At 64.4% G+C, this 22920-nt stretch carries 27 protein-coding genes; 13 read left to right on the forward strand and 14 right to left on the reverse strand.

Annotated elements, in window-relative coordinates; all coding sequences use genetic code 11:
• Nucleotides 1-35: 35 nt before the first annotated feature.
• Complete coding sequence (locus FZZ92_RS05010) at nucleotides 36-548, reverse strand: hypothetical protein (RefSeq protein ID WP_226422730.1); 513 nt, start codon at nucleotides 546-548, stop codon at nucleotides 36-38.
• A gap of 53 nt (nucleotides 549-601) precedes the next feature.
• On the opposite strand from FZZ92_RS05010, the gene FZZ92_RS05015 reads away from it, so the two are divergent.
• On the forward strand, nucleotides 602-1735 hold the full coding sequence (locus FZZ92_RS05015; protein ID WP_226397561.1) for a cysteine desulfurase family protein: 1134 nt from the start codon (nucleotides 602-604) through the stop codon (nucleotides 1733-1735).
• Nucleotides 1736-1768: 33 nt separating this feature from the next.
• On the forward strand, nucleotides 1769-2566 hold the full coding sequence (locus tag FZZ92_RS05020; RefSeq protein ID WP_226397400.1) for a hypothetical protein: 798 nt from the start codon (nucleotides 1769-1771) through the stop codon (nucleotides 2564-2566).
• Here the strand turns inward: FZZ92_RS05020 and rsmH are convergent.
• Entirely contained in the window at nucleotides 2553-3437 is an 885-nt protein-coding gene (gene rsmH / locus FZZ92_RS05025; RefSeq protein ID WP_370629790.1) for a 16S rRNA (cytosine(1402)-N(4))-methyltransferase RsmH, read from the reverse strand. The genes FZZ92_RS05020 and rsmH overlap by 14 nt on opposite strands.
• Nucleotides 3438-3491: 54 nt before the next feature.
• Here rsmH and FZZ92_RS05030 point away from each other — a divergent pair, with 54 nt between their 5' ends.
• Complete coding sequence (locus FZZ92_RS05030) at nucleotides 3492-4676, forward strand: NAD(P)H-quinone oxidoreductase subunit H (protein WP_226397402.1); 1185 nt, start codon at nucleotides 3492-3494, stop codon at nucleotides 4674-4676.
• On the opposite strand, the gene FZZ92_RS05035 is transcribed toward FZZ92_RS05030, so the two are convergent.
• Complete coding sequence (locus FZZ92_RS05035) at nucleotides 4677-5183, reverse strand: DUF6790 family protein (RefSeq protein WP_226397403.1); 507 nt, start codon at nucleotides 5181-5183, stop codon at nucleotides 4677-4679. It abuts the gene before it with no gap.
• Nucleotides 5184-5322: 139 nt separating this feature from the next.
• Between FZZ92_RS05035 and FZZ92_RS05040 the strand changes: the two genes are divergently transcribed.
• The gene (locus FZZ92_RS05040) at nucleotides 5323-5625 is read left to right on the forward strand and encodes a DUF2752 domain-containing protein (RefSeq protein ID WP_370629792.1); all 303 of its coding nucleotides are present in this window, start codon (nucleotides 5323-5325) and stop codon (nucleotides 5623-5625) included.
• 4 nt (nucleotides 5626-5629) lie between these two features.
• Here FZZ92_RS05040 and FZZ92_RS05045 read toward each other — a convergent pair whose 3' ends face one another.
• Nucleotides 5630-6307, reverse strand: a complete 678-nt coding sequence (locus tag FZZ92_RS05045) for a hypothetical protein (protein WP_226397404.1) — start codon at nucleotides 6305-6307, stop codon at nucleotides 5630-5632.
• A 59-nt stretch (nucleotides 6308-6366) separates the two neighbouring features.
• Here FZZ92_RS05045 and FZZ92_RS05050 point away from each other — a divergent pair, with 59 nt between their 5' ends.
• Nucleotides 6367-6816: a thioesterase family protein gene (locus FZZ92_RS05050; RefSeq protein WP_226397405.1), complete on the forward strand. Its 450-nt coding sequence runs from the start codon at nucleotides 6367-6369 to the stop codon at nucleotides 6814-6816.
• On the opposite strand, the gene FZZ92_RS05055 is transcribed toward FZZ92_RS05050, so the two are convergent.
• From FZZ92_RS05055 to menA, 3 genes are read right to left on the reverse strand one after another with little or no spacing between them, the layout of a single operon-like run.
• Nucleotides 6787-7953, reverse strand: a complete 1167-nt coding sequence (locus FZZ92_RS05055; protein WP_226397406.1) for an AMP-binding protein — start codon at nucleotides 7951-7953, stop codon at nucleotides 6787-6789. The two genes, FZZ92_RS05050 and FZZ92_RS05055, sit on opposite strands and share 30 nt — an antisense overlap.
• Nucleotides 7950-8930 carry an o-succinylbenzoate synthase gene (gene menC / locus FZZ92_RS05060; RefSeq protein ID WP_226397407.1) on the reverse strand — a complete coding sequence of 327 codons (981 nt, stop codon included), beginning with the start codon at nucleotides 8928-8930 and terminating at the stop codon, nucleotides 7950-7952. The genes FZZ92_RS05055 and menC overlap by 4 nt, the downstream gene beginning before the upstream one ends.
• Nucleotides 8927-9871, reverse strand: coding sequence for a 2-carboxy-1,4-naphthoquinone phytyltransferase (gene menA / locus FZZ92_RS05065; RefSeq protein ID WP_226397408.1), 945 nt, complete (start codon nucleotides 9869-9871; stop codon nucleotides 8927-8929). The genes menC and menA overlap by 4 nt, the downstream gene beginning before the upstream one ends.
• A gap of 70 nt (nucleotides 9872-9941) precedes the next feature.
• Here menA and FZZ92_RS05070 point away from each other — a divergent pair, with 70 nt between their 5' ends.
• Nucleotides 9942-11348, forward strand: a complete 1407-nt coding sequence (locus FZZ92_RS05070; RefSeq protein ID WP_226397409.1) for an isochorismate synthase MenF — start codon at nucleotides 9942-9944, stop codon at nucleotides 11346-11348.
• Here FZZ92_RS05070 and gshB read toward each other — a convergent pair.
• Together gshB and grxC are read right to left on the reverse strand one after the other, a co-directional pair.
• Nucleotides 11315-12238 carry a glutathione synthase gene (gshB, locus tag FZZ92_RS05075; protein WP_226397410.1) on the reverse strand — a complete coding sequence of 308 codons (924 nt, stop codon included), beginning with the start codon at nucleotides 12236-12238 and terminating at the stop codon, nucleotides 11315-11317. The genes FZZ92_RS05070 and gshB overlap by 34 nt on opposite strands.
• 3 nt (nucleotides 12239-12241) lie before the next feature.
• On the reverse strand, nucleotides 12242-12499 hold the full coding sequence (grxC, locus tag FZZ92_RS05080) for a glutaredoxin 3 (RefSeq protein ID WP_166016408.1): 258 nt from the start codon (nucleotides 12497-12499) through the stop codon (nucleotides 12242-12244).
• Nucleotides 12500-12576: 77 nt separating this feature from the next.
• Here grxC and prfB point away from each other — a divergent pair.
• The 6 genes from prfB (at nucleotide 12577) to FZZ92_RS05110 (ending at nucleotide 16277) form a co-directional block, all read left to right on the forward strand.
• A protein-coding gene (prfB, locus tag FZZ92_RS05085; protein WP_115024503.1) for a peptide chain release factor 2 occupies nucleotides 12577-13705 on the forward strand; the annotation gives its coding sequence in 2 pieces (ribosomal slippage) (nucleotides 12577-12651 and nucleotides 12653-13705; 1128 coding nt in all).
• Nucleotides 13706-13709: 4 nt separating this feature from the next.
• On the forward strand, nucleotides 13710-13874 hold the full coding sequence (locus FZZ92_RS05090) for a DUF3285 domain-containing protein (RefSeq protein ID WP_115024505.1): 165 nt from the start codon (nucleotides 13710-13712) through the stop codon (nucleotides 13872-13874).
• A gap of 2 nt (nucleotides 13875-13876) precedes the next feature.
• Nucleotides 13877-14377 carry an rRNA maturation RNase YbeY gene (gene ybeY / locus FZZ92_RS05095; protein ID WP_226397411.1) on the forward strand — a complete coding sequence of 167 codons (501 nt, stop codon included), beginning with the start codon at nucleotides 13877-13879 and terminating at the stop codon, nucleotides 14375-14377.
• Between the two features lie 122 nt (nucleotides 14378-14499).
• Nucleotides 14500-14907 carry a diacylglycerol kinase family protein gene (locus tag FZZ92_RS05100; RefSeq protein WP_226397563.1) on the forward strand — a complete coding sequence of 136 codons (408 nt, stop codon included), beginning with the start codon at nucleotides 14500-14502 and terminating at the stop codon, nucleotides 14905-14907.
• An 18-nt stretch (nucleotides 14908-14925) separates the two neighbouring features.
• Nucleotides 14926-15519 carry an aminodeoxychorismate/anthranilate synthase component II gene (locus tag FZZ92_RS05105; RefSeq protein WP_226397412.1) on the forward strand — a complete coding sequence of 198 codons (594 nt, stop codon included), beginning with the start codon at nucleotides 14926-14928 and terminating at the stop codon, nucleotides 15517-15519.
• Nucleotides 15520-15554: 35 nt separating this feature from the next.
• Nucleotides 15555-16277, forward strand: a complete 723-nt coding sequence (locus tag FZZ92_RS05110; protein WP_226397413.1) for an MBL fold metallo-hydrolase — start codon at nucleotides 15555-15557, stop codon at nucleotides 16275-16277.
• Here the strand turns inward: FZZ92_RS05110 and FZZ92_RS05115 are convergent.
• Genes FZZ92_RS05115 through argS form a run of 3 tightly spaced genes read right to left on the reverse strand, consistent with a single transcriptional unit; the run spans nucleotide 16261 to nucleotide 20128 of the window.
• Nucleotides 16261-17244 carry an asparaginase gene (locus tag FZZ92_RS05115; RefSeq protein ID WP_226422731.1) on the reverse strand — a complete coding sequence of 328 codons (984 nt, stop codon included), beginning with the start codon at nucleotides 17242-17244 and terminating at the stop codon, nucleotides 16261-16263. The genes FZZ92_RS05110 and FZZ92_RS05115 overlap by 17 nt on opposite strands.
• A complete protein-coding gene (locus FZZ92_RS05120; RefSeq protein WP_226397415.1) occupies nucleotides 17241-18359 on the reverse strand; it encodes a histidinol-phosphate transaminase in 1119 nt (372 codons plus the stop codon). The genes FZZ92_RS05115 and FZZ92_RS05120 overlap by 4 nt, the downstream gene beginning before the upstream one ends.
• Entirely contained in the window at nucleotides 18356-20128 is a 1773-nt protein-coding gene (gene argS, locus FZZ92_RS05125) for an arginine--tRNA ligase (RefSeq protein ID WP_226397564.1), read from the reverse strand. The genes FZZ92_RS05120 and argS overlap by 4 nt, the downstream gene beginning before the upstream one ends.
• A gap of 121 nt (nucleotides 20129-20249) precedes the next feature.
• Between argS and FZZ92_RS05130 the strand changes: the two genes are divergently transcribed.
• Entirely contained in the window at nucleotides 20250-20681 is a 432-nt protein-coding gene (locus FZZ92_RS05130; RefSeq protein ID WP_226397416.1) for a cupin domain-containing protein, read from the forward strand.
• Here the strand turns inward: FZZ92_RS05130 and nadC are convergent.
• On the reverse strand, nucleotides 20678-21529 hold the full coding sequence (gene nadC / locus FZZ92_RS05135; protein ID WP_226397417.1) for a carboxylating nicotinate-nucleotide diphosphorylase: 852 nt from the start codon (nucleotides 21527-21529) through the stop codon (nucleotides 20678-20680). The genes FZZ92_RS05130 and nadC overlap by 4 nt on opposite strands.
• 23 nt (nucleotides 21530-21552) lie before the next feature.
• Entirely contained in the window at nucleotides 21553-22911 is a 1359-nt protein-coding gene (gene mnmE / locus FZZ92_RS05140; protein ID WP_226397418.1) for a tRNA uridine-5-carboxymethylaminomethyl(34) synthesis GTPase MnmE, read from the reverse strand.
• Nucleotides 22912-22920: the final 9 nt, after the last annotated feature.

Raw genomic sequence — 22920 nt, forward strand, 5'->3', positions numbered from 1 at the left:
GGAATCGCTCTGGTCGCAATGTATGGAGACCGAGCTCATCGAGCTAGTGCGGGTAACTGCTCCTGCTGTTCGGGAATCAGGGTCGAATAGCCCAGATCCAGAGCTTTTTGACGCAACGTCGCGGGATCGGTTCCCGCGACCTCCGGCACGCAGGCTGCCCACCAAACCAGGTGATCCTCCCTGTTGAAATCGGTGATCGGGCCGCCGGGATTAAGGGTGCGCACGTACACCACCAGCGGCGTGCGTTTCACCCGCACAGGCTTGGTGGTGGAACAGTTGACGCTCTCGATATATACGTTCAGATCCGACGCCGACTCCTCCCACAAGCTGTAGCTGCGGGTATCGGGATTCGAAGGCGCTGGCGTCACCCCATAGATTCCGATCGACAAAGTGCCGACGGGGGCCGGTCGTTCGATCAACACCTTGAGATCGGCCGGCCGGGATTGGCGCATCTGCTCCAGCACCTGCTCACGATCAAAGCCGCTGACAGGCTGCGCGCAGACCAACCAGCCCAAGCCCAGCAGAGCCATCGGCAATCGCAGACCCATGCCAGTGCTGTTTGCAATGCAGCACCATGATCGCAACATCTGCCTGATTCGTCCTGAGCGGTTCCGCTCTCGCCTTTGATTTCCAAGCCACCACCCCCTGTGCGGCTGAGGTGGTGGAGGCGATGGCGCCCTTCTGGAGTGCGGAATGGGGCAATCCCTCCAGCCGTCAGCATCGGCTCGGCCTCAGCGCCTCTGCAGCGGTGAAGCTGGCGCGACGTCAGCTGGCGGAGGCTCTGGAGGTGACCCCGGAACGGCTGGTGTTCACCAGTGGTGCGACGGAGGCCAACAATCTGGCGCTGCTGGGCCATGCCCGCGCCCTAGGCAAGGCCCATCTGATCAGCGTGGCCAGCGAACACCACGCCGTGCTCGATCCCCTCAAGCAGCTGCAGCGGGAAGGCTTCAGCGTGACCCTGCTGACCCCAGGCCCCGATGGACTGATCACTCCGGAACAGCTGGAGGAGGCGATCACCCCCGACACCCGGCTGGTGAGCGTGATGGCAGCCAACAACGAAATCGGTGTGCTCCAGCCGCTGGAGCAGCTGGGTGCCCTCTGCCAGGCCCATGGCATCACCCTGCACAGCGACGGGGCCCAGGCCTTCGGGACGCTGCCGCTGAACCCCGACGCCCTGGGGGTTGATCTACTGAGCCTCAGTGCCCACAAGCTGTATGGGCCCAAAGGCATCGGCGCCCTGGTACTGCGGGAGGGCATCGCCATCGAACCGCTGCAGTGGGGGGGTGGCCAGGAAGCAGGGCTCCGGGCCGGCACCCTGCCCACCGCCTTGATCGTGGGCTTTGCCGCGGCAGCCCGCCTCGCGCTTGAAGAGCGGGATGAGCGCAACAGCCGGCTGCAACGCCTGCGCAATCAGCTCTGGGAAGGCCTGCAGCAGCGCCTTCCCGGCGTGCTGCTCAATGGAGCGCTGGAGCCGCGCCTGCCCCACAACATCAACATCAGCCTGCCTGGGGTGAACGGCAGCCGCCTACATCGGGCCCTGCGCCCCCACCTGGCCTGCAGCAGTGGCTCCGCCTGCAGCAACGGCGCTCCATCCCATGTGCTGCAAGCGATCGGTCGCTCACGCGCTGAAGCCGAAGCCTCGCTGCGCCTGAGCCTGGGGCGCGAAACCACAGCAGCCGAGGTGGAACAGGCCATCGCCGTGATCCACGACGCCGTCGCTGCCGCCCAGCTCTGATCCCCCTACGTTCCATTCGACTGAGCTAGATCCATGAGCAGCAGGGCCGAACTCTCCGTCGGGACCGCCATCCAGGAAGGCTGGCGTGCTTTTCGCCTGGCCCCCTGGGTCTTTGTCGGTTTTGTGCTGCTCAGCGCGCTGCTCGCCCAATTGGCCAATCTCATTCCCGTCCTGGGCGCGCTGGTGGCGACTCTGGTGAACCTTTGGGGCGGCGTCGGCCTGATCCGCGGCTCCTGGATCGCCCTGGAAGGCACCGCCCCCAGCTTCGAAGACTTCACCCGCTGGAACGGCTCTGCCGCCTGGCGCCTGTTCAGCCGACAGTTGGTGCTGACTCTGCTGCTGCTGCCCATCGCCCTGCTGGTGATCGTCGTGGCCCTCAATGCCGCAGATGCCTGGACCGTGTTTCGACCACTGATGAACCTGGCGTTAACAGTGGACCCCAACGATCCGCAGCTTGCAGACGCAGGCAGTGCGGCCGCCCTGGAGCTGGCGCTCAACGTCAGCAGCAGCCCCCTGGCGTTGCTGACCCTGGCCGTCGGCTGGCTGTTCGCCACTTACATCCAGGTGAACCAAAGTTTCCTTGGCTTCATTGCGCTGCTGGAGGATCTAAACCCGATCGCCACGATCCAACGGGGCATCACTGTGGTGCAGGGCCAGTGGTGGCAGGTGCTGGGCCTGCTGATCCTGCAGGTGCTGATCCTGCTGTTGGGGTTTCTGGCCTGCGTGGTGGGTTTGGTGGCCGCCGCTCCGGTCTGCATTTGCATCACCGGCGCTGCCTACCGACAGCTGTTTGGCCAAGAAGACAAAACCGGCTTCATCAGCCCTCACTGACCCTGCAGGCCAGGCGCCATTTGGCACTGCGGCTGCGGGGATTGGCCTCTTCCTCTTGGTCGGTGGCCACCACCGGTTTGCGGGTGATCCGTTGCAAGCGCTCATCCCGCAAGAAGGCGGTCTTGACGCGGCGGTCTTCCAAGGAATGGAAACTGATAATCCCGAGCAGGCCCTCAGGCTCTAGCCAGTCGGGGGCCTGCTGCAACAAGCGATCCAGCACCCCCAGCTCATCGTTCACCGCAATGCGCAGGGCCTGGAAGGTGCGGGTGGCTGGGTGAATCCGCCCTCGCCGCGCCTTGGGGGGGTAACAGCCCGCCACGGCATAGGCCAACGCGGCGGTGCCGCCATAGGCGCCGTTCTCCTTGATGTCGGCTTTGATCCGCCGGGCGATGCGGCGAGAGAGCCGTTCCTCCCCATAGCCATAGATCAGATCCGCCAACTCGTTTTCCTCCAGGCGGTCGATGAGCTCGGCCGCGGTCTCCCCCTCACCCCCCGCGTTCATGCGCATGTCCAACGGACCATCGAGGCGAAAACTGAAACCCCGCTCCGCCACATCCAACTGGGGACTGCTTACCCCTAAGTCAGCCAGCACCATCACGGCGGGCTCGGGCGGCACAAAGTCGGCAAAGTTGGTGGCAACGATCGAAACACGCTCTCCGAAGCACGCCAAACGCTCTGCCGCCGCCGCCCGGGCCGTGGCGTCCTGGTCCAAGCCAATCAAGCGCAGGCCTGGATGCTGTTCCAACAACAGGGCGCTATGGCCGCCACCACCGAGGGTGGCGTCAATCAACAGGCCCTCCGGGCGAGGGATCTGCCGGGCTGCATCCAGCACCGCATCGGCCAGTACGGGCACATGGCTGAAGGGGGGCACAAGCCACAGGCGAAGACTCCTTAAGATCTACTCATCGATCGGACCACCGCTCCCATGACGCAGCTGGAAACGCGCACGGAGCCCATGGTGGTGAACTTCGGGCCTCACCACCCCTCCATGCACGGGGTGCTGCGGCTCGTGGTCACCCTCGATGGTGAGGACGTGGTCGACTGCGAACCGGTGATCGGTTACCTCCACCGCGGTATGGAGAAGATCGCCGAGAACCGCACGAATGTGATGTTCGTGCCCTACGTGAGCCGCATGGACTACGCGGCGGGGATGTTCTACGAGGCGATCGTGGTGAACGCCCCGGAAAAACTGGCTGACATCCCGGTGCCCAAGCGGGCCAGCTACATCCGGGTGCTGATGCTTGAGCTCAACCGCATCGCCAACCACCTGCTCTGGCTTGGACCCTTCCTGGCGGACGTTGGGGCCCAGACACCGTTCTTCTACATCTTCCGCGAGCGGGAGATGATCTACGACCTCTGGGAAGCCGCCACCGGCCAGAGGCTGATCAATAACAACTATTTCCGAATCGGCGGCGTCGCCGCCGACCTGCCCTGGGGCTGGCTGGAGAAATGCCGCGATTTCTGCGACTGGTTCGGCCCAAAAATTGATGAATACGAAAAGCTGATCACCAACAACCCGATCTTCCGGCGCCGCATTGAAGGCCTGGGAACGATCGAGAAGAAAGACGCCATCAACTGGAGCCTCTCCGGCCCGATGCTGCGGGCCTCCGGCGTTCCCTGGGATCTGCGCAAGGTCGACCACTACGAGTGCTACGACGACTTCGACTGGCAGGTCGCCTGGGAGAAAGAAGGCGACTGCTACGCCCGCTATCGCGTGCGCATCGAAGAAATGCGCCAGTCGCTCAAGATCCTCCGCCAGGCCTGCGACATGATCCCCGGCGGCCCCACCGAAAACCTCGAAGCCAAGCGCCTCAACGAAGGCAAGGGCAGCGATGCCACTGGATTCGACTTCCAGTACGTGGCCAAAAAAGTGGCGCCCACCTTCAAGATCCCCAACGGTGAGCTCTACACCCGGCTGGAGTCGGGCAAGGGGGAGATCGGCGTGTTCATCCAGGGCAACAACGACGTCACCCCGTGGCGCTTCAAGATCCGCGCTGCCGACAGCAACAACCTGCAGATCCTTCCCCACATCCTCAAGGGACACAAGGTGGCCGACATCATGGCCATCCTCGGTTCCATCGACGTGATCATGGGATCAGTGGACCGCTGATCAACGCAGCCGGCAACGCTCCTTGCGACTGAGCCAGAGCAGGAGCACCACCAGCAATGGGGTCAACAGATCTGTGTAAAGCACCGACCCGGCATTTGATGGAGCGGTGTTGCTGTCGACCAACAGCGACACCACATGGCCGACACCATCGGCAAAAAACCAGCTGCAGTAGCCGACCATGGCTGCCAGCAGATAGTCGCGGCGTCGGTACCAAAAACTGGTGAGGCCCAGGAGGCCGATGGTGAGGTTGGCGTAGGCCACTTCGTTCTGGAAGGGGCTGTTGGACCAGCCGATCTGTTCAGCAATGAACGGACCAAACGCCAGATGAGCCACAAAGCCGTACACACCGCCGATCCCCAGAACCCAGAAGGCGATCCAAAGCAGGGATGCCTCCGCCCATCGATCAAGCCGCCAGGCTCTGCGGGTCTGCAATGCAGCCAGGACCAGAGCCAAGATCAAGCTCCAGACCGGCACATTGGCCAGCAAGGCACGACTCAGAGCTTCCATTCCCTCATCCGTCCAACACTGATCAGACTGTGGCCAGGTCAGCTGGTCGCATCAAGCTCTGAACCGTTTTCTTCGTCGGCTGCAACGCACGGGTTATCTGCTGCCCGCGACCCTGACGGGCACGTTATGGCTCAAGGGCCTGCATCCAGCCCTTCCGGGCCTTGGCTGCCCCCTTCGCGCACTCACGGGCATGCCCTGCCCCACCTGCTTTCTGACCCGAGCGACGGGAGCAGCCCTCACCGGTGATCTGAGCGGCTCGCTGCAATGGCATTTCTTCGGCCCCATTACCGCCCTAGGGCTCATCCTCTGGAGTGGCCTGGCTCTCTACCAACGCCGTCTCATCCCAAAAGGCCTGCCCCTCTGGCCCGTTCCCGTCGTTGGTGGAGCTTTGATCAGCTACTGGCTGCTGCGCCTAAGCAACAACACCTGGCCCAGCGGCTGAACCCTCAACGCAACAGGCCGCGCTCATAGGCCATGTTCTGGAGGAAAAAGCTGGCCATGGGGATCACCACAAAGCCACCTAAACCGCAGGTGATCAGGGCAAGAAACGACACAACGATGCCCGTCAACACCTCAAGGCCCACAAAGCTCAAACCGTTCTCCGAGCGGTAGACCACCTGAAACGACTGGGCGAACGCTTCACCGATGCCCATGTCGGTGACAAAAATGCGATTCACAAACACCGGCGTGACCAACGCCACCGCAATGCCGGGAAGGATGCAGAGCAGAAAGCCAATGGTGGTGGCGAGCGAAAAGAACAGCCCCGCCAAGAGATAGCGCCCCCAACGGCTTGTGAGCAGCTGAGCAACCGCTGAAATCGTCACCACCTCACCACGCTCGTAATAGAGGGCAGGAACAGCCACCAGCAACACCGACAACAGGCTGGCCAGGAGCGAGAAGGGCAGCTGAACCAATTGGGCCAGAACAGCCCCGAGCCCCAGCGCCGCATCGCTGCTGCCAAGGGTCGCGGACACCACGACGATGATCAGGGCATAAGCGAGAACACCGAGCAGCGACAGCACGATGGAGCCCACCCAGATCACCAGAACCACGGGGACGTGCTGCAGAAAGGCCTGCCAGGCCTTCTGAATAGAGGGGCGCTCATGAGCGATCGGCGCGGCCATGGTTCAAGCTGAACTTCTGTCAGGGTGACAGTCGGCACCAGCTTCAACAACACAACGCCATGACCTCTGCCCCCTGGCTGGAGCTGAGCCGAACCGTGCGCTTCAGCGACACCGACGCCGCCGGTGTGATGCACTTTCAGCAGCTGTTGGGCTGGTGCCACCAGGCCTGGGAAGAAAGCCTGGAATGCTTTGGTCTTCCGGCTGGTTCGGTGTTCCCCGGCGGACGCGGAGAGCAACCCGGCGTGGCCCTGCCGATCGTGCACTGCCATGCCGATTTTCGTGCCCCGGTGCAGGTGGGCGACAAGCTGCTGATCCGCCTGGAACCAGAACGGCTCGATCCCAGCAGTTTTGCGGTGAACAGCCAGGTACTGCTGGAGGAGCAGCTTGTCGCCCTTGGCTGCCTGCACCACATAGCCATCGACGCCAAAACGCGTCGCCGCTGTGCCCTGCCCGATGGGGTGGAGCGGTGGCTGGAAGCATCAAGCATGGGCCGAATCCAACCGCTGTAACCACTCCCGCCAGCGCTGGCGCTGCCATTTCCCCAGCGCAGAAGGGGCCAAGTCGGGGCACAACACCCAACGCCGTGGTGTCTCCGGCGGCTCCCAGTAACGCGTAAGGGTCGCAAGGCGCTGAAGCACCGCATCGTCAGCGCTGCCGACCAGCGCCACCAGCGTCTGCCCCCACTCCGGATTGTCAACACCCAGCAACAACACGGAACTCACCGGAAGCGATGCCGCCTGCACCGCCGCCATCAAACGCTGCTCGAGCTGCTCAGGAAACACGGTTTCACCACCGGAATGAATGGCGCCATCCATTCGCCCCACGATCTGAAGGCCTGGGGTGAAAGCGGCTCGATCCCCAGAGCGCCACCAGCCATCCGCATCCGTGAGCTGTTCGAACCGATCCGGCTGATCCGCACACCAACGTCCATGGGCCAGCCGATCGGTGCGCACCTCTAGGGCGCCATCAGCGGCCAGGCGAAGCTCCACATCTACCAATGGATCCCCACAACCCTGCTCACCATCCAGGAAGCGGGCCGGCGGCAAGGCCGCCACCATCGCCGCCGTCTCAGTGGAGCCGTAACAAGGCGCCAGGGGCAGCATCAAGGCGCGAGCCTGCTCCGCCAACGCAGGCGGCAGAGCAGCACCACCGATCCATATCAGCTGCATCTCCAGCAGGAAGGCCACCCCGTCGGGATGGACCAGCAGCCGCGCCAGCTGCGTGGGCACCAACGAAAGCAACACAGGCTTGGTCCCCCAGGCGGGCAGGCTCCGGCAACACGCGAGCAATTCGGTGGGGTTTTTCATCAACCCCGGCTGCAACTGCTGATGCGAGGCACCCCAGCAACGGGCTCGCCACCAAGGCATCAGACCACTGACATGCGCCATCGGCAGTGGATTGAGCAGCAGGGTGGCGGCGGGGTCGAGAGCCATTCCCTTTATCCAGTGCGCGGTGGCTGCTGCCGAACGGTCCAGATGGTCCAGGGGCTGGGCGCAACAACGGCTGCCGCCACTGCTGCCACCACTGCGCACCAGCACCCCCGGCCCTGGCGGCAGATGATCGATGGGAGCAGCATCCGCCTCCGGCGACAGGCTCACCCACTGCCCTGCCGCCAGACCGCGCTCCAGCTGCTCGAACTCGCTCATATCGCCGCGGCCCAGACCACCTCTGGATCGGTGGAAAACAACGCCCCCGATGGCGTCCAGCCGGGGGCAAGACCCGGTGCCGCCGGCGTAGGGCCCTGCGCCTGAAGCCCGGCCAGATGCTCCAGCCAACGCCGACCGATACCGGTTTCGAAGGCTGTGCTCACCATCCGTTGGGGCACCCCCGCCTGCAGCTCCCGCAACAGCACTCTGGGATCACCCTCCAGCGCGGGCCGCCGCACCTGCCAGCCGCTCCAGCTGCGCCGCAGCTCCGGCCGCTGGTGGAGTGATTCATCCAGGGCCACCGGTCCAAGCGCCGCCAACTGCTCCAGACCGGCTTGATCCTCCACCGCCAGAGGTTGTTCCAACCAGGCCAGGCGTGGGTCATCGCACAACCGTTGCATCCAGGCCTGCGCCGTGCTGCGATCCCAACCGGCATTGGCATCCAGGCGCAATCGAGCCGTGGGCGGCAGGTGCTGGAGCAGCTGATCGAGCAGGTGGCGCTCCAGGGAATCCGCCTCCGTCGCCACCTTCCACTTGAAGGTGCGCCCCTCAAGGCCTCTCGCTGACTCCGCCACAGCTTCGAGGGCCGTGAGCATGGCCTCTCCTGCCGGCAACAACAGCGCCGGCGTAGGAGCTTTCAGCCACCCCTGGGACGCCTGACCTCCCACCAGCCCATCCAACTCCGCCAGCGCCGCACCAAGGCCAAAGCCCACAGGCCCCGGCGCATCGCGCAGCACGGCCTCCAACTGCACCCTGGAGGGCACATCCGGCAGGGAGGCGAGGGCGCCCTCACAAGACGACCACGGCGACGTGAACTGCTGCTGCTGAAGCGGTGCCACTTCTCCCCAGCCCACCGCCCCTTGTTCGTCGTCGAGACGCAGCAACCAGCCACAGCGCTCTGTCAGAACGCCTGCTGCCGTTCGCAGCGGCTGCAGCAAAGCAAAGCGAAAGGAGCAACGCTGCAACCGGAGCGTCATCCGCCGCTCCAGACGCGGGCCAGGGCCAGGCCCACACTCAACCCCAGACCATTCCAGCCCTGAAAGCGCAACGCCAGAAACTTGCTGCTGCTGATCTGCTCGGGCCGGTCGTGATGGCGCTGAAGCAGACGCATTAGCTGCACCCCCGCAGGGAGACCGAGTCCGCTCAACACCACAGATGCAGGCCAGTCCCCATGCAGCACGGGCACCCACTCCAAAGCGAGCGTCAAGGCCACAAACCAGGGCACCAGTGCCGCCGCCCTTCGCGTGCCAAGACGCACCACCGGCGAGCGTTTGCCATGGGCCGCGTCCTCCTCCACCTGATGGAAGTGGGAACAGAACAACACCAGGGTGGTCGCCAGAGCTGGGCCTGCCCCCAACATCCAGGCAGTGCCCCATGGGATCGACACAGCCCCCCTGGGCTGCAACACCAACAGGGCAGCAGCGGTAGCAAAGGGCCCAAACGCCAGCCAGCACAGGGGCTCACCCAAGCCGCGATAGCCCAATCGAAACGGAGGGCCCTGGTACACGTAGCCCAGGCCGCAACACACCAACACCAGGGCCAACACCGCCCAGGTGCTGCTCCAGGCCAGCAACGCCATCAACAGCAACCCCACCACCAACGCGGCGGTCGCCCCCTGGGCGACGCGATCCCTGCGGCCGGTGAGGTTCACCACCGAATGGGGCTTGCCGGTGGCATCCACACCCGTCGCCGCATCAAAAACATCGTTGCTGAGGTTTTCCCAGAGCAACAACAAAATGGCCGCCAGCAAAAAGCCCCCCAGCTGCAGCCATCGCAAGGACCCTTCAACACCGAAATGCCATCCAGCCGCGACCAGCACTGGCATCACGGCGACGGAATACATCGGCCACTTGATGGCTGCCTTCCACAAACGGCGCCGATCGGCGTAACGGGATGCGACAGCCTGCGGCTCAGACATGGACAGGACCCGTTCCCGCAGGGCGAAGACCCATACATTTGAGCAGTAACCCTGGCCAAAAACGCCGCGGATGTCGGCTGATTGTTGTTTCAGCTCCCTCCTCTCCGCAGCCCAGCGGGGATGGATGGCCTGTGACGGCGATGAAGCGCTGCTCAGCCTGGCCCTGCCGATCGCAGGGGTCGACCCGCTTCTGGCCTTGCCGCAGCTGGCGGAGCAGGAAAACTTGCAGGTGCTGTGGGACAGCGCCCCGGGCCTCTGCCTGGCTGCAGCAGGGCCCTGCCAGGAACTGGAGCTGGCTGGCAGTCGTCGCTTTGAACAGGCCCAGCGCTTCGCTGACATCTGCCTCAGCCGCCTGCACGACACAGCACCGGAGAGCCCGGCCCATGCACGCCCCCGGGTGCTGCTGCGCTTCCGCTTCTTCGATCAGGTGAGTGAACGCCGCCGAAGTGAAGCGGTGGTTCCTTCAGTGCATGCGGTGCTGCCCCGCTGGCAACTCAGCCGTCAGGGACGCCGCGGCTGGCTGCGGCTGAACGGGATCGTGAGCAGTGCAGCGGACTGCCGCGAGCTAGCAGAACAGCTCTGGCTCAAGCAGGAACAGCTGCTCCAGACGCCAACCACGCCAACAGCGCTCAAACCCCAGGCGCTGGTGGCGGCAACGGAACCGGAAACCTGGCGGCAGCGGTACGCCGCAGCACTCACCCACGGGATTGATCTGGTCAACAACGGCGACCTGCACAAACTGGTGCTGGCCGTGCAGCACCGCATCGTTTTGGCCGAAACGTTCGACCCCTTGCCGCTGTTGAAACGGCTCCGGCGACAACAGGCCGGCAGCTGCCGGTTCCTCTGGCAGCGCCATGCGGGGGATGCCTTCTTCGGTGCATCCCCGGAACGGTTGCTCAGCCTTCGCGCCGGTTGGCTGCGCAGTGATGCCCTGGCCGGTACGGCTGGGCAGGGGGATTCGGGCGCTCAGCTACTGCGCTCAGACAAGGACCGCCGCGAACACGAACTGGTGGTGGAAACCATCACCGACCAACTGCGCCGCAACGGACTGTCCCCACGACGCCGCTGGCAACCCCAACTGGCCCGGCACGGCAACCTGACCCACCTGCACACCCCAATCACGGCGGAAACCCACGGTCAGCCCGTGTTGTCGCTTGCCGAACAACTACACCCCACACCCGCCGTTGCCGGGTTGCCCCGCCGAGACGCCATGGCCTGGTTGCGCACCCTGGAACCGTTTGAACGGGGCAGTTATGCCGCACCGATCGGCTGGATCGACAGTGCCGGGGATGCCGAACTGCGGGTGGCCATCCGCTGTGGGCACGCCCGGGGCTGCGACCTGGATCTCACCGCTGGAGCCGGTCTGGTGCGGGGATCCGTTGCCGAGCGAGAGCTGCAGGAAGTGGGACTGAAACTGGCCGTACTGGCCGACCAGCTGGAACTTCAGACCAGCGCACGCAACCGCTCGATCGTCTGATCGGCCAGGGGCTGGTTCATCAGCCGCTCCACTTCACGCACCCCCGTGGGACTGGTGACGTTGATTTCGCTGAGCATGCCGCCGATTACATCGATGCCCACAAAGAAGAGCCCCTCCGCCCGTAACGCCGGGGCCAGGGCGGCGCAGATCTGACGTTCCCGGTCGGTGAGTTCTGTGGCTTCCGCCTGGCCACCGACGGCCAGATTGCTGCGGAATTCCCCGGCTGAAGGGCGCCGATTGATCGCTCCCAGGGGATCGCCATCCACCAACAGGATGCGCTTGTCGCCTTCGCTCACAGACGGCAGGAACGCCTGGGCCATGACCGGCAACCTCTCCTGCTCCGTCACCAACTCCAGCAGGGCCTTCAAGCCCGGGGACTGGCCATTGACCCGAATCACGCCGAGGCCCGCGCGCCCCCCCAGCGGTTTGAGCACAATTTCCTGCTGCTCCTGGGCAAATGAGAGCAATTCAGACACCCGCCCCGCCACCAGCGTTGGAGCCATCCAGCGGCTGAAGCGCAACGCCCCCAGCTTTTCGTTCCAGCTGCGCAGCGCACTGGGGCGATTGAGCACACGAACCCCAGCCCGCTCGGCCACCTCCAACAGATGGGTGGCGTAGAGATACGCCTCATCCACGGGCGGATCCTTGCGCATCCAGATCACATCAAAGCCACCCAGGGCCTGACGTTCAGCCACCCCAACCGTGATCCATGGCTCCGGCGTCACAGGCAGGGCGAGCGCGAGGGGTTCATCCCCCCGGGCAATCAAATCGGAGGGCGTGCAGGCCCACACCTCATCGCCGGCACGATGGGCGGCCTGCATCAGCGCAGCGGAAGAATCCTTGGCTGGATTGATCTGCCCCAGCGGATCCAGAACAAACAGCTGGCGCATCGATCAGGCCTTCAACAGCGCATCGAGCTCACCGGAGCGATCCAGGGCGTGGAGGTCATCGCAACCGCCGATGTGGCGATCATCGATGTACACCTGCGGAACACTGCGGCGACCATCACCACGCGCAGCCATGGCATCACGGCCGGGCTCATCCCCATCCACGCTGTGTTCGGTGTAGCTCACCCCCTTGCGATCCAAGAGTCCCTTGGCGCGGACACAGAACGGACAGGTGCGCCAGGTGTAGATCTCAACCTTGGCCATTGCGTTGTACATACCAGTGGTCGGATCCTATGCAGCAACTGCGCTGATAGCGTCAGAAGCTGATCAGGACCGAGTCCTTGCTGGATCTCACCGACTTCAAACGCGATCTCTCCGAGCTCACTGACCGCCTGGGCAATGCCCAGGACTGTCTTTGACGTTCCTGCACTGAACGCACGACAACAAGATCTCGAGCAACTCGCCGCCCAGCCTGATTTCTGGGATGACCAGCAGAACGCCCAGAAGCAGATGCGGCGCCTGGATGAGGTGAAAGCTCAGCTGAGTCAGCTGGCCGGATGGAGCGGCGCTGTGGACGATGCCAAGGCCACCCTTGAGCTCTACGAGCTGGAACCCGACGAAGACCTGCTGCAGGAAGCCCAGAACGGCCTGAACCAACTGCGCCAGGGACTGGATCGCTGGGAACTCGAGCGCCTGCTATGCGGCGAATACGACAAAGAGGGGGCCGTCCTCAGCATCAATGCAGGAGCCGGTGGAACGGATGCCCAGGACTGGGCGCAGATGCTGCTGCGCATGTACACCCGTTGGGCCGAAGACCACGGCATGAAGGTGACCGTCGACGAACTCTCCGAAGGGGAAGAAGCCGGGATCAAGAGCTGCACGATCGAGATCGAAGGGCGCTACGCCTACGGCTACCTGCGCAACGAGAAAGGTACCCATCGCCTGGTGCGCATCTCACCGTTCAACGCCAACGACAAGCGCCAGACCAGCTTTGCCGGTGTGGAGGTGATGCCCAAGATCGAGGAGGACGTCAAGCTCGACATTCCTGAAAAGGACCTGGAGATCACCACCTCACGCTCCGGTGGCGCCGGTGGCCAGAACGTGAACAAGGTGGAAACGGCTGTGCGCATCCTTCACATCCCCACCGGGCTGTTTGTGCGCTGCACCCAGGAGCGCTCCCAGCTCCAGAACAAGGAGAAGGCGATGGCGTTGCTGATGGCCAAATTGCTCGTGATCGCCCAGGAGCAACGGGCGGCCGAAATCGCCGACATCCGCGGCGACATTGTTGAAGCAGCCTGGGGAAACCAGATCCGCAACTACGTGTTTCAGCCATACCAAATGGTGAAAGACCTGCGCACCAATGAAGAAACCAACGATGTGCAAGCGGTGATGGATGGGGCCCTCGACCCCTTCATCGACGCGTCTCTGCGCCAAGGTGTCGACAGCCCCGGCGCCGACACCGATTCCTGATCCCATGGCCTCCGACAGCACTCCACCGCCGAGCTTCATTAAACAGGCGATGCGCAACATGGTGCGCAAGGGCAGCAAGAGCCTGTTTCACCTCGGCCTCACCGCCATGGGATTCCTCGGCTTTATCACCCTCGTGGCTTGGCTAGGTCGACCGACCCTGCCGGGCTAGGCATGGAGCTCGACCTCGCATTGGATCGAAACGAGGCGCCGCTAGAGCCCTGCGACGCCTCCGACCTGCTCGACGAGACAGCCTGGATCCACCAGGTAGAGCATTGGCTGAGCACTCTTTGCGGGGATTCGCGCCTGGACTGTCCGACCCTGGTGCGCACGGCAGAGGAACTGAGCCTGGGGCTGCGCTTCACCGATGACGCCAGCATTGCGGCGTTGAACAGCACCTGGCGCCAGAAAACGGGCCCCACGGATGTGTTGTCCTTTGCCGCCCTCGACGACGCCGGCGACTGGATGGACGGACCCAGCATCGAACTCGGAGACATCGTGGTCTCTCTGGAAACGGCCCGGCGTCAGGCCCAAGAGCAGGGGCATAGCCTGAAGCGGGAATTGCGCTGGCTCGTGAGCCATGGCCTGCTGCACCTGCTGGGCTGGGACCATCCCGATGACGACAGCCTCGCCGCGATGCTCGCCCTGCAGGAAAGGCTTCTTGAGGGTGGGTGATCTGGACAACCCGGGTAGGCTTCGATGAGCGGGCGTTCGCCCTGCGGATGCCGAATTCCGTTCCGATGACCAGCGAATCGCCCCGGACACCATCCGCAGACGCAGCAGCGGAGGAGGTGGCCATGGTGCCCAACGGAATGCGACGACGGGGCAGCTGGCGCATCGCTGGCGATCTGCCGGCAAGCTTTCGCTACGCCGCCCAAGGCCTCGGCTACGCCTTCCTCACCCAGCGCAACTTCCGGATCCATGTGGTGACGGGGCTGGTGGTGTTTGGTCTCGCCGCCTGGCTTCAACTGGATCTGATCCGCCTGGCCGTGCTGGTGCTTACGGTGGCTGCCGTGCTGGTGTTGGAGCTGCTGAACACAGCGATGGAAGCGGTGGTGGATCTGGCCATTGGCCGGCGTTATCACCCATTGGCCCGCATCGCCAAAGACTGTGCTGCTGCAGCTGTGCTCACAGCGGCTATCAGCTCTTTATTGATCGCTGTGTTTCTCCTGCTTCCGCCGCTCTTGCTCCGCCTGGGGCTCTGACTCCCGATTCGCACGCAGATGCTGCTGGTCATCGACAACTACGACAGCTTCACCTTCAACTTGGTGCAGTACTTCGGTGAGCTGGCCGCCCAGCATCCGCTGGCGGCGGAGCTGCAGGTGCATCGCAATGACGCCATCAGCCTTGAGCAGATCAGAGCCTTGAACCCCGACGCGATCTTGTTGTCGCCCGGCCCGGGGGACCCCGATCAATCGGGCGTCTGCCTGGACATCCTCCAAGAGCTGTCGGCAACCGTGCCCACGCTGGGGGTATGCCTGGGCCATCAGGCCATCGCCCAGGTGCATGGCGGCCGGGTGGTACGCGCCCAGCAGCAGATGCATGGCAAGACCTCGCCTGTGCTGCACAAAGGCGACGGCGTGTTCGCAGGCCTGCCCCAACCGCTGACGGCCACCCGCTACCACTCCCTCATCGCCGAGCGCGACACCCTGCCGGACTGCCTTGAGGTGACCGCCTGGCTTGAGGACGGCACGATCATGGGCCTGCGGCACCGGGAGCATCAGCACCTGCAGGGGGTGCAGTTCCATCCCGAAAGCGTGCTGACCGATCAAGGCCACCAACTGCTGGCCAACTTCCTGCGGGAAGCCGAGGGATAACGCTGTTAGCGTCCAGAGCAAGTTCATTCCCGCCCATGTCCGTCCTGCGTTCCGCTGTGACCGCCGCTGCAGGCCTGGCACTGAGCCTGATCTCTCCAGCCTTGGCGGGCGGTGGGGTGTCGATCAGCAGCTACGGGCAACGGGCCCTGCTGATCCAAGGCGGCGGCCAGTCGGTGCTGCTCAACCCCTACAAGGCAGTCGGTTGTGCTGCAGGGCTTCCTGAACCCCGGCTGACGGCCGGCGTTGTTCTGGCCAACTCAGAACTGGCCGATGAAGGGGCCCGCGACATCGCCGGTGGCCGCTTTCTGGCACAACCGGGGTCGTATCGCATCGGTGGCCTAAGCCTGGAGGGCTTTGCCAGCCCCCACGACCGGATGGGCGGACGCCGCTTTGGCAATGCCACCATCTGGCGCTGGCAGCAAGGGGGCCTCAGCTTTGCCCACCTCGGTGCCACCGCTGGAGAGCTCACCGCCGCCGACCGGGTGCTGCTGGGCAACCCCGATGTGCTGATCATCGGCGTTGGCGGTGGCAGCAAGATCTACAACGCCGAGGAAGCCGCGGCGGTGGTGAATCAGCTGAACCCCAAACGCGTGATTCCAGTGCAGTACGTCAACGGGGACGCGCCCGAAGGGTGTGATCAGGAGGGTGTGCAGCCCTTCCTCGATGCCATGGGCGGAACCGCTGTGCGCCGTGTTGGCCGGTCACAAACCCTGCCGGGCAGCCTCGACGACACCACCGTGATCACGGTGATGCAGTAATCAGCGCAGCCAGCTGAACACGGTTCCAACCCGCCAGCACAGCAAGCAACAACAACACCCTCGCTTTCTGAGGATTGAGGTTGCCTGCGGGCAGCAGCCCAAGCCGTTCATCCTCGTAATGGTGGTGCACGGGTCCAGACCCGCAGCGGTTTGCCCGCAACATCAATGCCCGCTTCCCTGGCCAAGCCTGAAGGGCCGAACGCTCCGCTGCCGACAACTGGCCGGCGCCAGTGCCGGTGAACACCAGGCCCGCAACACCCGCTTGAAGACAAGCGGTGAGCATGAGCAGCTCGGGCTCAACAGAGCCGTAAACGATCGGCACCTTGGGCCATCGCTCGGGTAATGGGAGCCCAGCGAAGGGCACCTGCCGGGATCCGCTCGTCGTTGGCAGGTGAACGCCAACGTCATCGACCCAACCCAACGGCCCGCTGCCGAGACTGGCAAAAGCCCCCACCCCCTGAGTGGCCACCTTGGTGACAGCTCGAGCGCCATGGATCTGGCCATCCATCACCACCAAAACGCCGTGGCCGCGGGCTTCTCTGCTCAAGGCCACCTGCACCGCCTGCAACAAATTCAACGGGCCATCGGCACTGAGAGCCGTGGCCGGACGCATCGCCCCCACCAGCACCACCGGCCGGGGATCATCGATCAGCAGTTGGAGCAGCCAGGCGGTTTCCTCCAGCGTGTTGGTGCCGTGGGTGATCACCACCCCTGCCAGCTCTGGGTCCGCCGCAAAGGCATCACGAATACGCCCCACCAGAGCGCGCCAATGCGCAAACAGCAGATCGGCGCTGTCGACATTGGCGACCTGCTCCACCGCGATCGACGCCAGGTCCTGCAGCTGCGGCACCGCCGCCAGCAGGGCATCACCCCCGAGCACGCCCGCGGTGTAATCGTTCAGCGTTGTGCTGTCGGCGGCACAGCCGGCAATGGTGCCGCCGGTGGCCAGCAGCAACAGACGGTTCATTGCTCCAGGGGGAGGAACGCCTCCATGAAGCGCTGCATCTGGCTGGTGGTGCCGATACTCACCCTGAAGCACCCATCAATCAGGGGCTTACCCGCCATCGAGCGCACCAGGATTCCCGCCTCGCGCAACGCCGCATCAACTGCATCAACGGGTCGCTGGGGCCAGATCAGCAGATAGTTGCCGCCATCGCAGTGGTGGCGAACGGCAGCATCCCGCAGCGCCTGCAGGGTCCAATCGCGAGCCCGCAGCACCTCGGCCACGTAGGCATCCACATACGACTGATCCGCCAAGGCAGCGAACGCCGCGGCCACGGCCACGCTGTTGACGTCATAGGGGCCGGTAACGCGGCTGACCCGATCGACCACATCGGCATGGCCGATGGCAAATCCGATGCGCAGCCCCGCCAAACCAGCCGTTTTGGCCAGGGAACGGAACACCAGCAGGTTCGGTGTGGCCATGAAATCAGCGCTCGGCAAGACGCTGTCTCCGGTGAAGGCCTCATACAACTCATCCACCACCACCAAGGTGCCCGGGGCTGAGGCAGCCAAAGCGATCACCTGATCCGCTGGCAAACGCGTGCCGGTGGGATTGTTCGGATTGCAGATCAACAGCAACCGCGGCGTGCGAGCCGCCAATGCCTCCTGAATGGCGGCCAGGGGGAACTCGAACGTCTCGCCTTGGTAGGGGATCGCCTCGATCGTCATGCCCTGCATCCCGGCGCAGGGGCTGTAGTACCCGAAGGTGGGTACTGTCGTCAGCAACGTCTCACCGGCATCGCCATAGGCCTGAAACACGGCATGAATGGCGGCATCCACACCGTTGAACAGGCCCACCTGATCAGCCTGCAACCCCAGCCGACAGCCGGTCTCCACCAGGTTCTGGAGCAGCGCCTCCCGCAGGCCGTCGTACTCCGGATACACGGCAATCTCTTCGGTGCTGAAGTTGCGCAGCGCCTGGGCCACCAGGGGGCTGGGGCCAATCGTGTTTTCGTTGAAATCCAGCCGCAACATCGTGCGGCGACCCTCCAGCGGAGCGCTGTAAGCCTTGAGCTGCTCAACGGCACCACGGGCCGCAGGAGCGCCATCGGGTGTGAACGGTTGGATGTTGTCGTTCACATGCGGTCCAGGGTGGCGATGCCCAGCAGTCCGAGCCCCAGTCTGAGGGTGTCCGCCGTCAAACGACAGAGGGCCAGGCGGGATGCCAGAGCTTCCGGATCTGCCTTGAGCACCGGCACCTGGTCGTAGAAGCGGTTGAACACCTGGCTGAGCTCGAACAGATAGCTGCACAAACGATTGGGCAGCAGCTCCTCCTCCACCTCAGCGATCACAGCGTCGAACTTGAGCAGCTCCCGCACCAGGGCCCACTCCTGGGGCTCACTGAACTGCAGTTGTGCGGTGGTGGCGGCAAGGTCACCACCCTTGCGGGCGATGCCGGCGATGCGCACCACGGCATAAAGGAGATAGGGCGCCGTGTTGCCCTGCAACGCCAGCATCCGATCGAAGGAGAACTGGTAGTTGGTGATCCGGTTCTGGCTGAGGTCGGCATATTTCACCGCGGCCAAACCCACGGTTCCCGCCACATGCTGGATGAACTCCTCCGACTCGCTGCGCTCCTCCTCCTTCAGGCGTGAGCGCAGATCGGTCTCGGCGCGCTCGACGGCTTCATCGAGCAGATCCCGGAGTCGCACCGTGTCGCCCGCGCGGGTCTTGAGCTTCTTGCCGTCTTCCCCCTGCACCAAGCCAAAGGGCACGTGCTCGAGGCGAGCGCCTTCAGGGATCCAGCCGGCCCGTTCGGCCACCTGGAACACACCGGCGAAATGGTTCGCCTGGCCGGCATCGGTGACGTACACCACACGGCGGGCACCATCCCCCTCAGGAGCAGCACCAAAGCGGTAGCGGATTGCCGCCAGATCGGTGGTGGCGTAGTTGAAGCCGCCATCGCTCTTCTGCACGATCACCGGCAGGGGGTTGCCGTCCTTGCCCTGCACGCCTTCGAGGAACACGCACTGGGCGCCGTCATCGGTGACCAACAGCTCGGCGGACTTCAACCCATCAATCACCGCCGGCAGGAAGGGGTTGTAAAACGATTCACCGCGCTCACTCAGGCGAATGTCGAGCCGGTCGTAGATCTTCTGGAACTCACGCCGCGACTGATCGCAAAGCAGGCCCCAGGCCTTGAGCGACACCGGATCGCCCCCCTGCAGCTTCACCACCTCATCGCGGGAGGTGGACTGGAAGGCTTCATCGTCATCGAAGCGCTTCTTGGCCTCGCGGTAGAAGGCCACTAGGTCTCCGAGATCCACCGCATCGGCGGTCTCAAGTGCTTCCGGCGCCACCTGCTTGAGATGGGTAATCAACATGCCGAACTGGGTGCCCCAGTCGCCCACGTGATTGAGGCGCAGCACGGGATGGCCACGGAACTCCAGCACCCGCGCCAGCGAATCGCCAATGATCGTGGAGCGCAGATGCCCCACATGCATCTCCTTGGCGATGTTGGGGCTCGAGAAGTCGACCACCACCGGTGCCTTGTTCGTCACCGCCGGCACGCCGAGCCGCTCGTCCCCCAGCCGCACCGACACCTCCGCCGCCAACCGCTCCGGGCGAATCGTGAGGTTGATGAAACCAGGCCCGGCGATCTGGGGTTCCAGGCACAGTTCCGTGAAGGCCGTATCAGCCTGCAGCTGCTCCACAATCGCCGTGGCGATCTGCCGTGGGGCCTGCTTCAGCGGCTTGGCCAGGGGCAGAGCACCGTTGGCTTGAAAGTCGCCAAATTCCGGCTTGCTCGCCGGTGCCAGCTGGGGATCCAGCACCGCTTCCGCCTCAGGGAAGGCCCGTTGCATGGCACCGCGCAACTGGGTTTCGAGGGCCTGGGCGATGCGCAGCATGGAGGGCAGCGGTGACAAGGTCAGCCCCCGATCATCCCGCGGCACTGTCAACCGAGGAATGTCAACGGGGGCACGCCCCCTCTCCCCACCGCTAAAGCGAGGGAGCGATCACAGCTCTGTCATGGCATCACCAACGATTCCCTACTGGCGCGTCTGGGTGGATGACGACGGCATCAGCAGGCAGTCACGGCATGCCTTGGAGGGCCATGAATTCGCCAACTTCGCGGCTGGTGCTGCTCCTCTTTGGTCAACCCGCCATGGCACGGAAACAACCACCCTCATCACCCTGGTGCTGCCTGCAGGAGGCATCTACGACTGGCATGAAAATCCGAAACCCCAATGGATCGTGCCGCTCCAGGGCTCCTGGGCCGTTGAAACCATGGACGGACAGACCGTGACGATGGGGCCCGGTGATCTGTCTTTTGGAGGCGACCAGGGCACGCGCGCTGGTCGAGGTCACCGGTCGTGGACGGTCGGATCGGAGGACGCCATGCTGCTGCTGCTTCAGGTGGAAACCAGCCCTTCCTGGGCGCCTCTCTCCAACGGGGGTTAACGCTCTGGAGAGGAAAAGCGCATACTCAGATCGAGCCAGCGGCTGCGGGTAACCGGCGCACTGGTGGAGATCAGATCGATACCGGTGGCGGCGTAGGCCTGCAGCTGTTCGGGCTGAATGCCCGAGGCCTCAAGCACCACCCCACTAGTGCTGCAGTCACGCAGGCGAGGCACCAGGGCACTGAGCTGCTCAGGGGTGAACTCGTCGAGCAGCACCCCATTGGCGCCCGCCTGAACCGCTTCCAGCGCTTGGACGTCGGTCTCTGCTTCCACAATCACGGACGTGGGCCAAGGCGCCTGCTCGCGCACGGCTGCGATGGCCGCTGTGATGCCCCCCGCCCAGGCGATGTGGTTCTCCTTGAGCATGGCCGCGTCATCAAGCCCCATGCGGTGATTGATGCCCCCACCACAGCGCACGGCGTATTTCTCCAGCGCGCGAAGCCCAGGCGTGGTCTTGCGGGTGTCGGCAAGACGAACACCCGTGCCCTGGAGTTGGGCCACCAGATCAGCGGTGGCTGTGGCAATGCCCGACAGGCGCATGGCCAGATTCAAGGCGGTGCGTTCTCCTGCCACCAAAGCCGTTGCAGGTCCCTGCAGCTCCAGCAGGCATTCGCCCTCAGCGACGGCGGCGCCGTCCTCCCGCAGCAAATGCACGCTCACCCCAGGATCAAGGCGCTGAAACAAGCGCTGCACCAACGGGCCACCGCAGAACCGCCCCGCCTGTTTGGCGACCCAATGGGCTTGACCCTGCTGGCCCTTCAACGCAGCAGCCGTCAGATCACCGCGACCGATGTCTTCCTCCAGCCAGGTCTCCAACGCAGCGGTGAGTGCCGGGGATTGCCAGTCCAAACGGTTCCTGAAGTCCGATGCATCTATTTTCCGATGCAGAAGCGCGAAAACACCCGATCCAGCACCGCTTCGGTGAGCTCTTCCCCGGTGATCTCCCCCAACGATCGGATCGCCTCGCGCAGGTCGATGGTCCAGAAGTCCCAGGGCAGCTGCTGCGCTGCCACCTCTTGGCTGCGGGCCAGGGCCTCGACAGCCCGGGCGGCGAGATCACGCTGACGTTGGTTCAGCGCCACCAACATGCCGTCGGTTCCTGCCGCACCACAACGCTCGAGCAGGGCCTGCACCAGGTCTGCCTCCCCCGTGCCCTCCAAGGCAGACAACTGAACATCCACCGGCTGGGGGAACAAACCCGCAGGGAGATCCGCCTTGTTGGCGACCAGGATCCTGGGGATCTGCTCCGGAATGCGCGCCAACAAGGCTGCATCTTCGGCGGTCCAGCCCGCATGGCCATCCAGCACCAACAGCACCACATCCGCCGTGGCCAGTGCTTCCTCGCTGCGGGCAATGCCCAGCTGCTCCACCGCATCGTCGGTGCTGCGGATGCCGGCGGTGTCGAGCAGGGTGATCGGCACCCCCTCCAGAACGATCTCGCTCTCCAGCAGATCCCGGGTAGTGCCCGGAAGATCGGTCACGATCGCCCGCTCGCGGCGGCTCAGACGATTGAGCAGGGAACTCTTGCCGACATTGGGGCGACCCACCAAGGCCACGCGTAGGCCCTGGCGCAGGGCATCTCCCCGCTCTCCATCCCGCACCAGCTGCTCAAGCTCGACGCGCACAGCTTGCAGCTGCTGCAGCAAGGCATCGCCATCCAAAGGGGGTAAATCCTCCTCGAAATCCACCCGAGCCTCCAGCTCGGTGAGCTGGTCGAGCAGCCGTTCCCGCAGATCTGTGATCTGGGCCTGGATCCCGCCATCAAGGCCCGCCATCGCCAACTCGGCCGCCCGGCGGCTGCGGGCCGCCACCAGCTCACTCACCGCCTCGGCGCGAGTGAGGTCGAGCCGACCGTTGAGCACCGCCCGCTGGCTGAACTCGCCAGGCAGGGCCCGACGAACTCCCGGCTGCCCCAGCACCTGTTCGAGCACCCGCTGAACAGCGATCACCCCGCCGTGGCAATGGATCTCCACCACGTCCTCCCCGGTGAAGCTCCGTGGGCCCCGCATCAGCAGCACCAACACCTCATCAAGACGCCGGCCTGCGCCATCGATCACGTGGCCATACACCACCCGGTGCGATCCCCACTCCTGACGGCCCGGGCAATGCACAACGGTGCGCCCCGCCGTTTCCGCATCAGGCCCGGAGAGACGAATCACGGCGATCCCGCCCTGGCCTGGAGCCACTGCGGTGGCCACCGCCGCAATCGTGTCGGTGCTGGGCACAGCCATCGCTGCTGG

It is taken from the genome of Synechococcus sp. MU1611 (assembly GCF_020514255.1).
Lineage (GTDB): Bacteria > Cyanobacteriota > Cyanobacteriia > PCC-6307 > Cyanobiaceae > Parasynechococcus.

Coding starts and splice junctions, on each gene's coding strand:
- FZZ92_RS05050 (WP_226397405.1), top strand. CDS start 6,367: ATGACCTCTGCCCCCTGGCTGGAGCTGAGCCGAACCGTGCGCTTCAGC.
- FZZ92_RS05010 (WP_226422730.1), bottom strand. CDS start 548: ATGGGTCTGCGATTGCCGATGGCTCTGCTGGGCTTGGGCTGGTTGGTC.
- FZZ92_RS05020 (WP_226397400.1), top strand. CDS start 1,769: ATGAGCAGCAGGGCCGAACTCTCCGTCGGGACCGCCATCCAGGAAGGC.
- FZZ92_RS05110 (WP_226397413.1), top strand. CDS start 15,555: ATGTCCGTCCTGCGTTCCGCTGTGACCGCCGCTGCAGGCCTGGCACTG.
- ybeY (WP_226397411.1), top strand. CDS start 13,877: ATGGAGCTCGACCTCGCATTGGATCGAAACGAGGCGCCGCTAGAGCCC.
- FZZ92_RS05090 (WP_115024505.1), top strand. CDS start 13,710: ATGGCCTCCGACAGCACTCCACCGCCGAGCTTCATTAAACAGGCGATG.
- FZZ92_RS05115 (WP_226422731.1), bottom strand. CDS start 17,244: ATGAACCGTCTGTTGCTGCTGGCCACCGGCGGCACCATTGCCGGCTGT.
- FZZ92_RS05055 (WP_226397406.1), bottom strand. CDS start 7,953: ATGAGCGAGTTCGAGCAGCTGGAGCGCGGTCTGGCGGCAGGGCAGTGG.
- menC (WP_226397407.1), bottom strand. CDS start 8,930: ATGACGCTCCGGTTGCAGCGTTGCTCCTTTCGCTTTGCTTTGCTGCAG.
- argS (WP_226397564.1), bottom strand. CDS start 20,128: ATGCTGCGCATCGCCCAGGCCCTCGAAACCCAGTTGCGCGGTGCCATG.
- FZZ92_RS05070 (WP_226397409.1), top strand. CDS start 9,942: ATGTCGGCTGATTGTTGTTTCAGCTCCCTCCTCTCCGCAGCCCAGCGG.
- mnmE (WP_226397418.1), bottom strand. CDS start 22,911: ATGGCTGTGCCCAGCACCGACACGATTGCGGCGGTGGCCACCGCAGTG.
- FZZ92_RS05035 (WP_226397403.1), bottom strand. CDS start 5,183: ATGGAAGCTCTGAGTCGTGCCTTGCTGGCCAATGTGCCGGTCTGGAGC.
- gshB (WP_226397410.1), bottom strand. CDS start 12,238: ATGCGCCAGCTGTTTGTTCTGGATCCGCTGGGGCAGATCAATCCAGCC.
- menA (WP_226397408.1), bottom strand. CDS start 9,871: ATGTCTGAGCCGCAGGCTGTCGCATCCCGTTACGCCGATCGGCGCCGT.
- FZZ92_RS05105 (WP_226397412.1), top strand. CDS start 14,926: ATGCTGCTGGTCATCGACAACTACGACAGCTTCACCTTCAACTTGGTG.
- grxC (WP_166016408.1), bottom strand. CDS start 12,499: ATGGCCAAGGTTGAGATCTACACCTGGCGCACCTGTCCGTTCTGTGTC.
- FZZ92_RS05100 (WP_226397563.1), top strand. CDS start 14,500: ATGGTGCCCAACGGAATGCGACGACGGGGCAGCTGGCGCATCGCTGGC.
- FZZ92_RS05030 (WP_226397402.1), top strand. CDS start 3,492: ATGACGCAGCTGGAAACGCGCACGGAGCCCATGGTGGTGAACTTCGGG.
- FZZ92_RS05130 (WP_226397416.1), top strand. CDS start 20,250: ATGGCATCACCAACGATTCCCTACTGGCGCGTCTGGGTGGATGACGAC.
- FZZ92_RS05045 (WP_226397404.1), bottom strand. CDS start 6,307: ATGGCCGCGCCGATCGCTCATGAGCGCCCCTCTATTCAGAAGGCCTGG.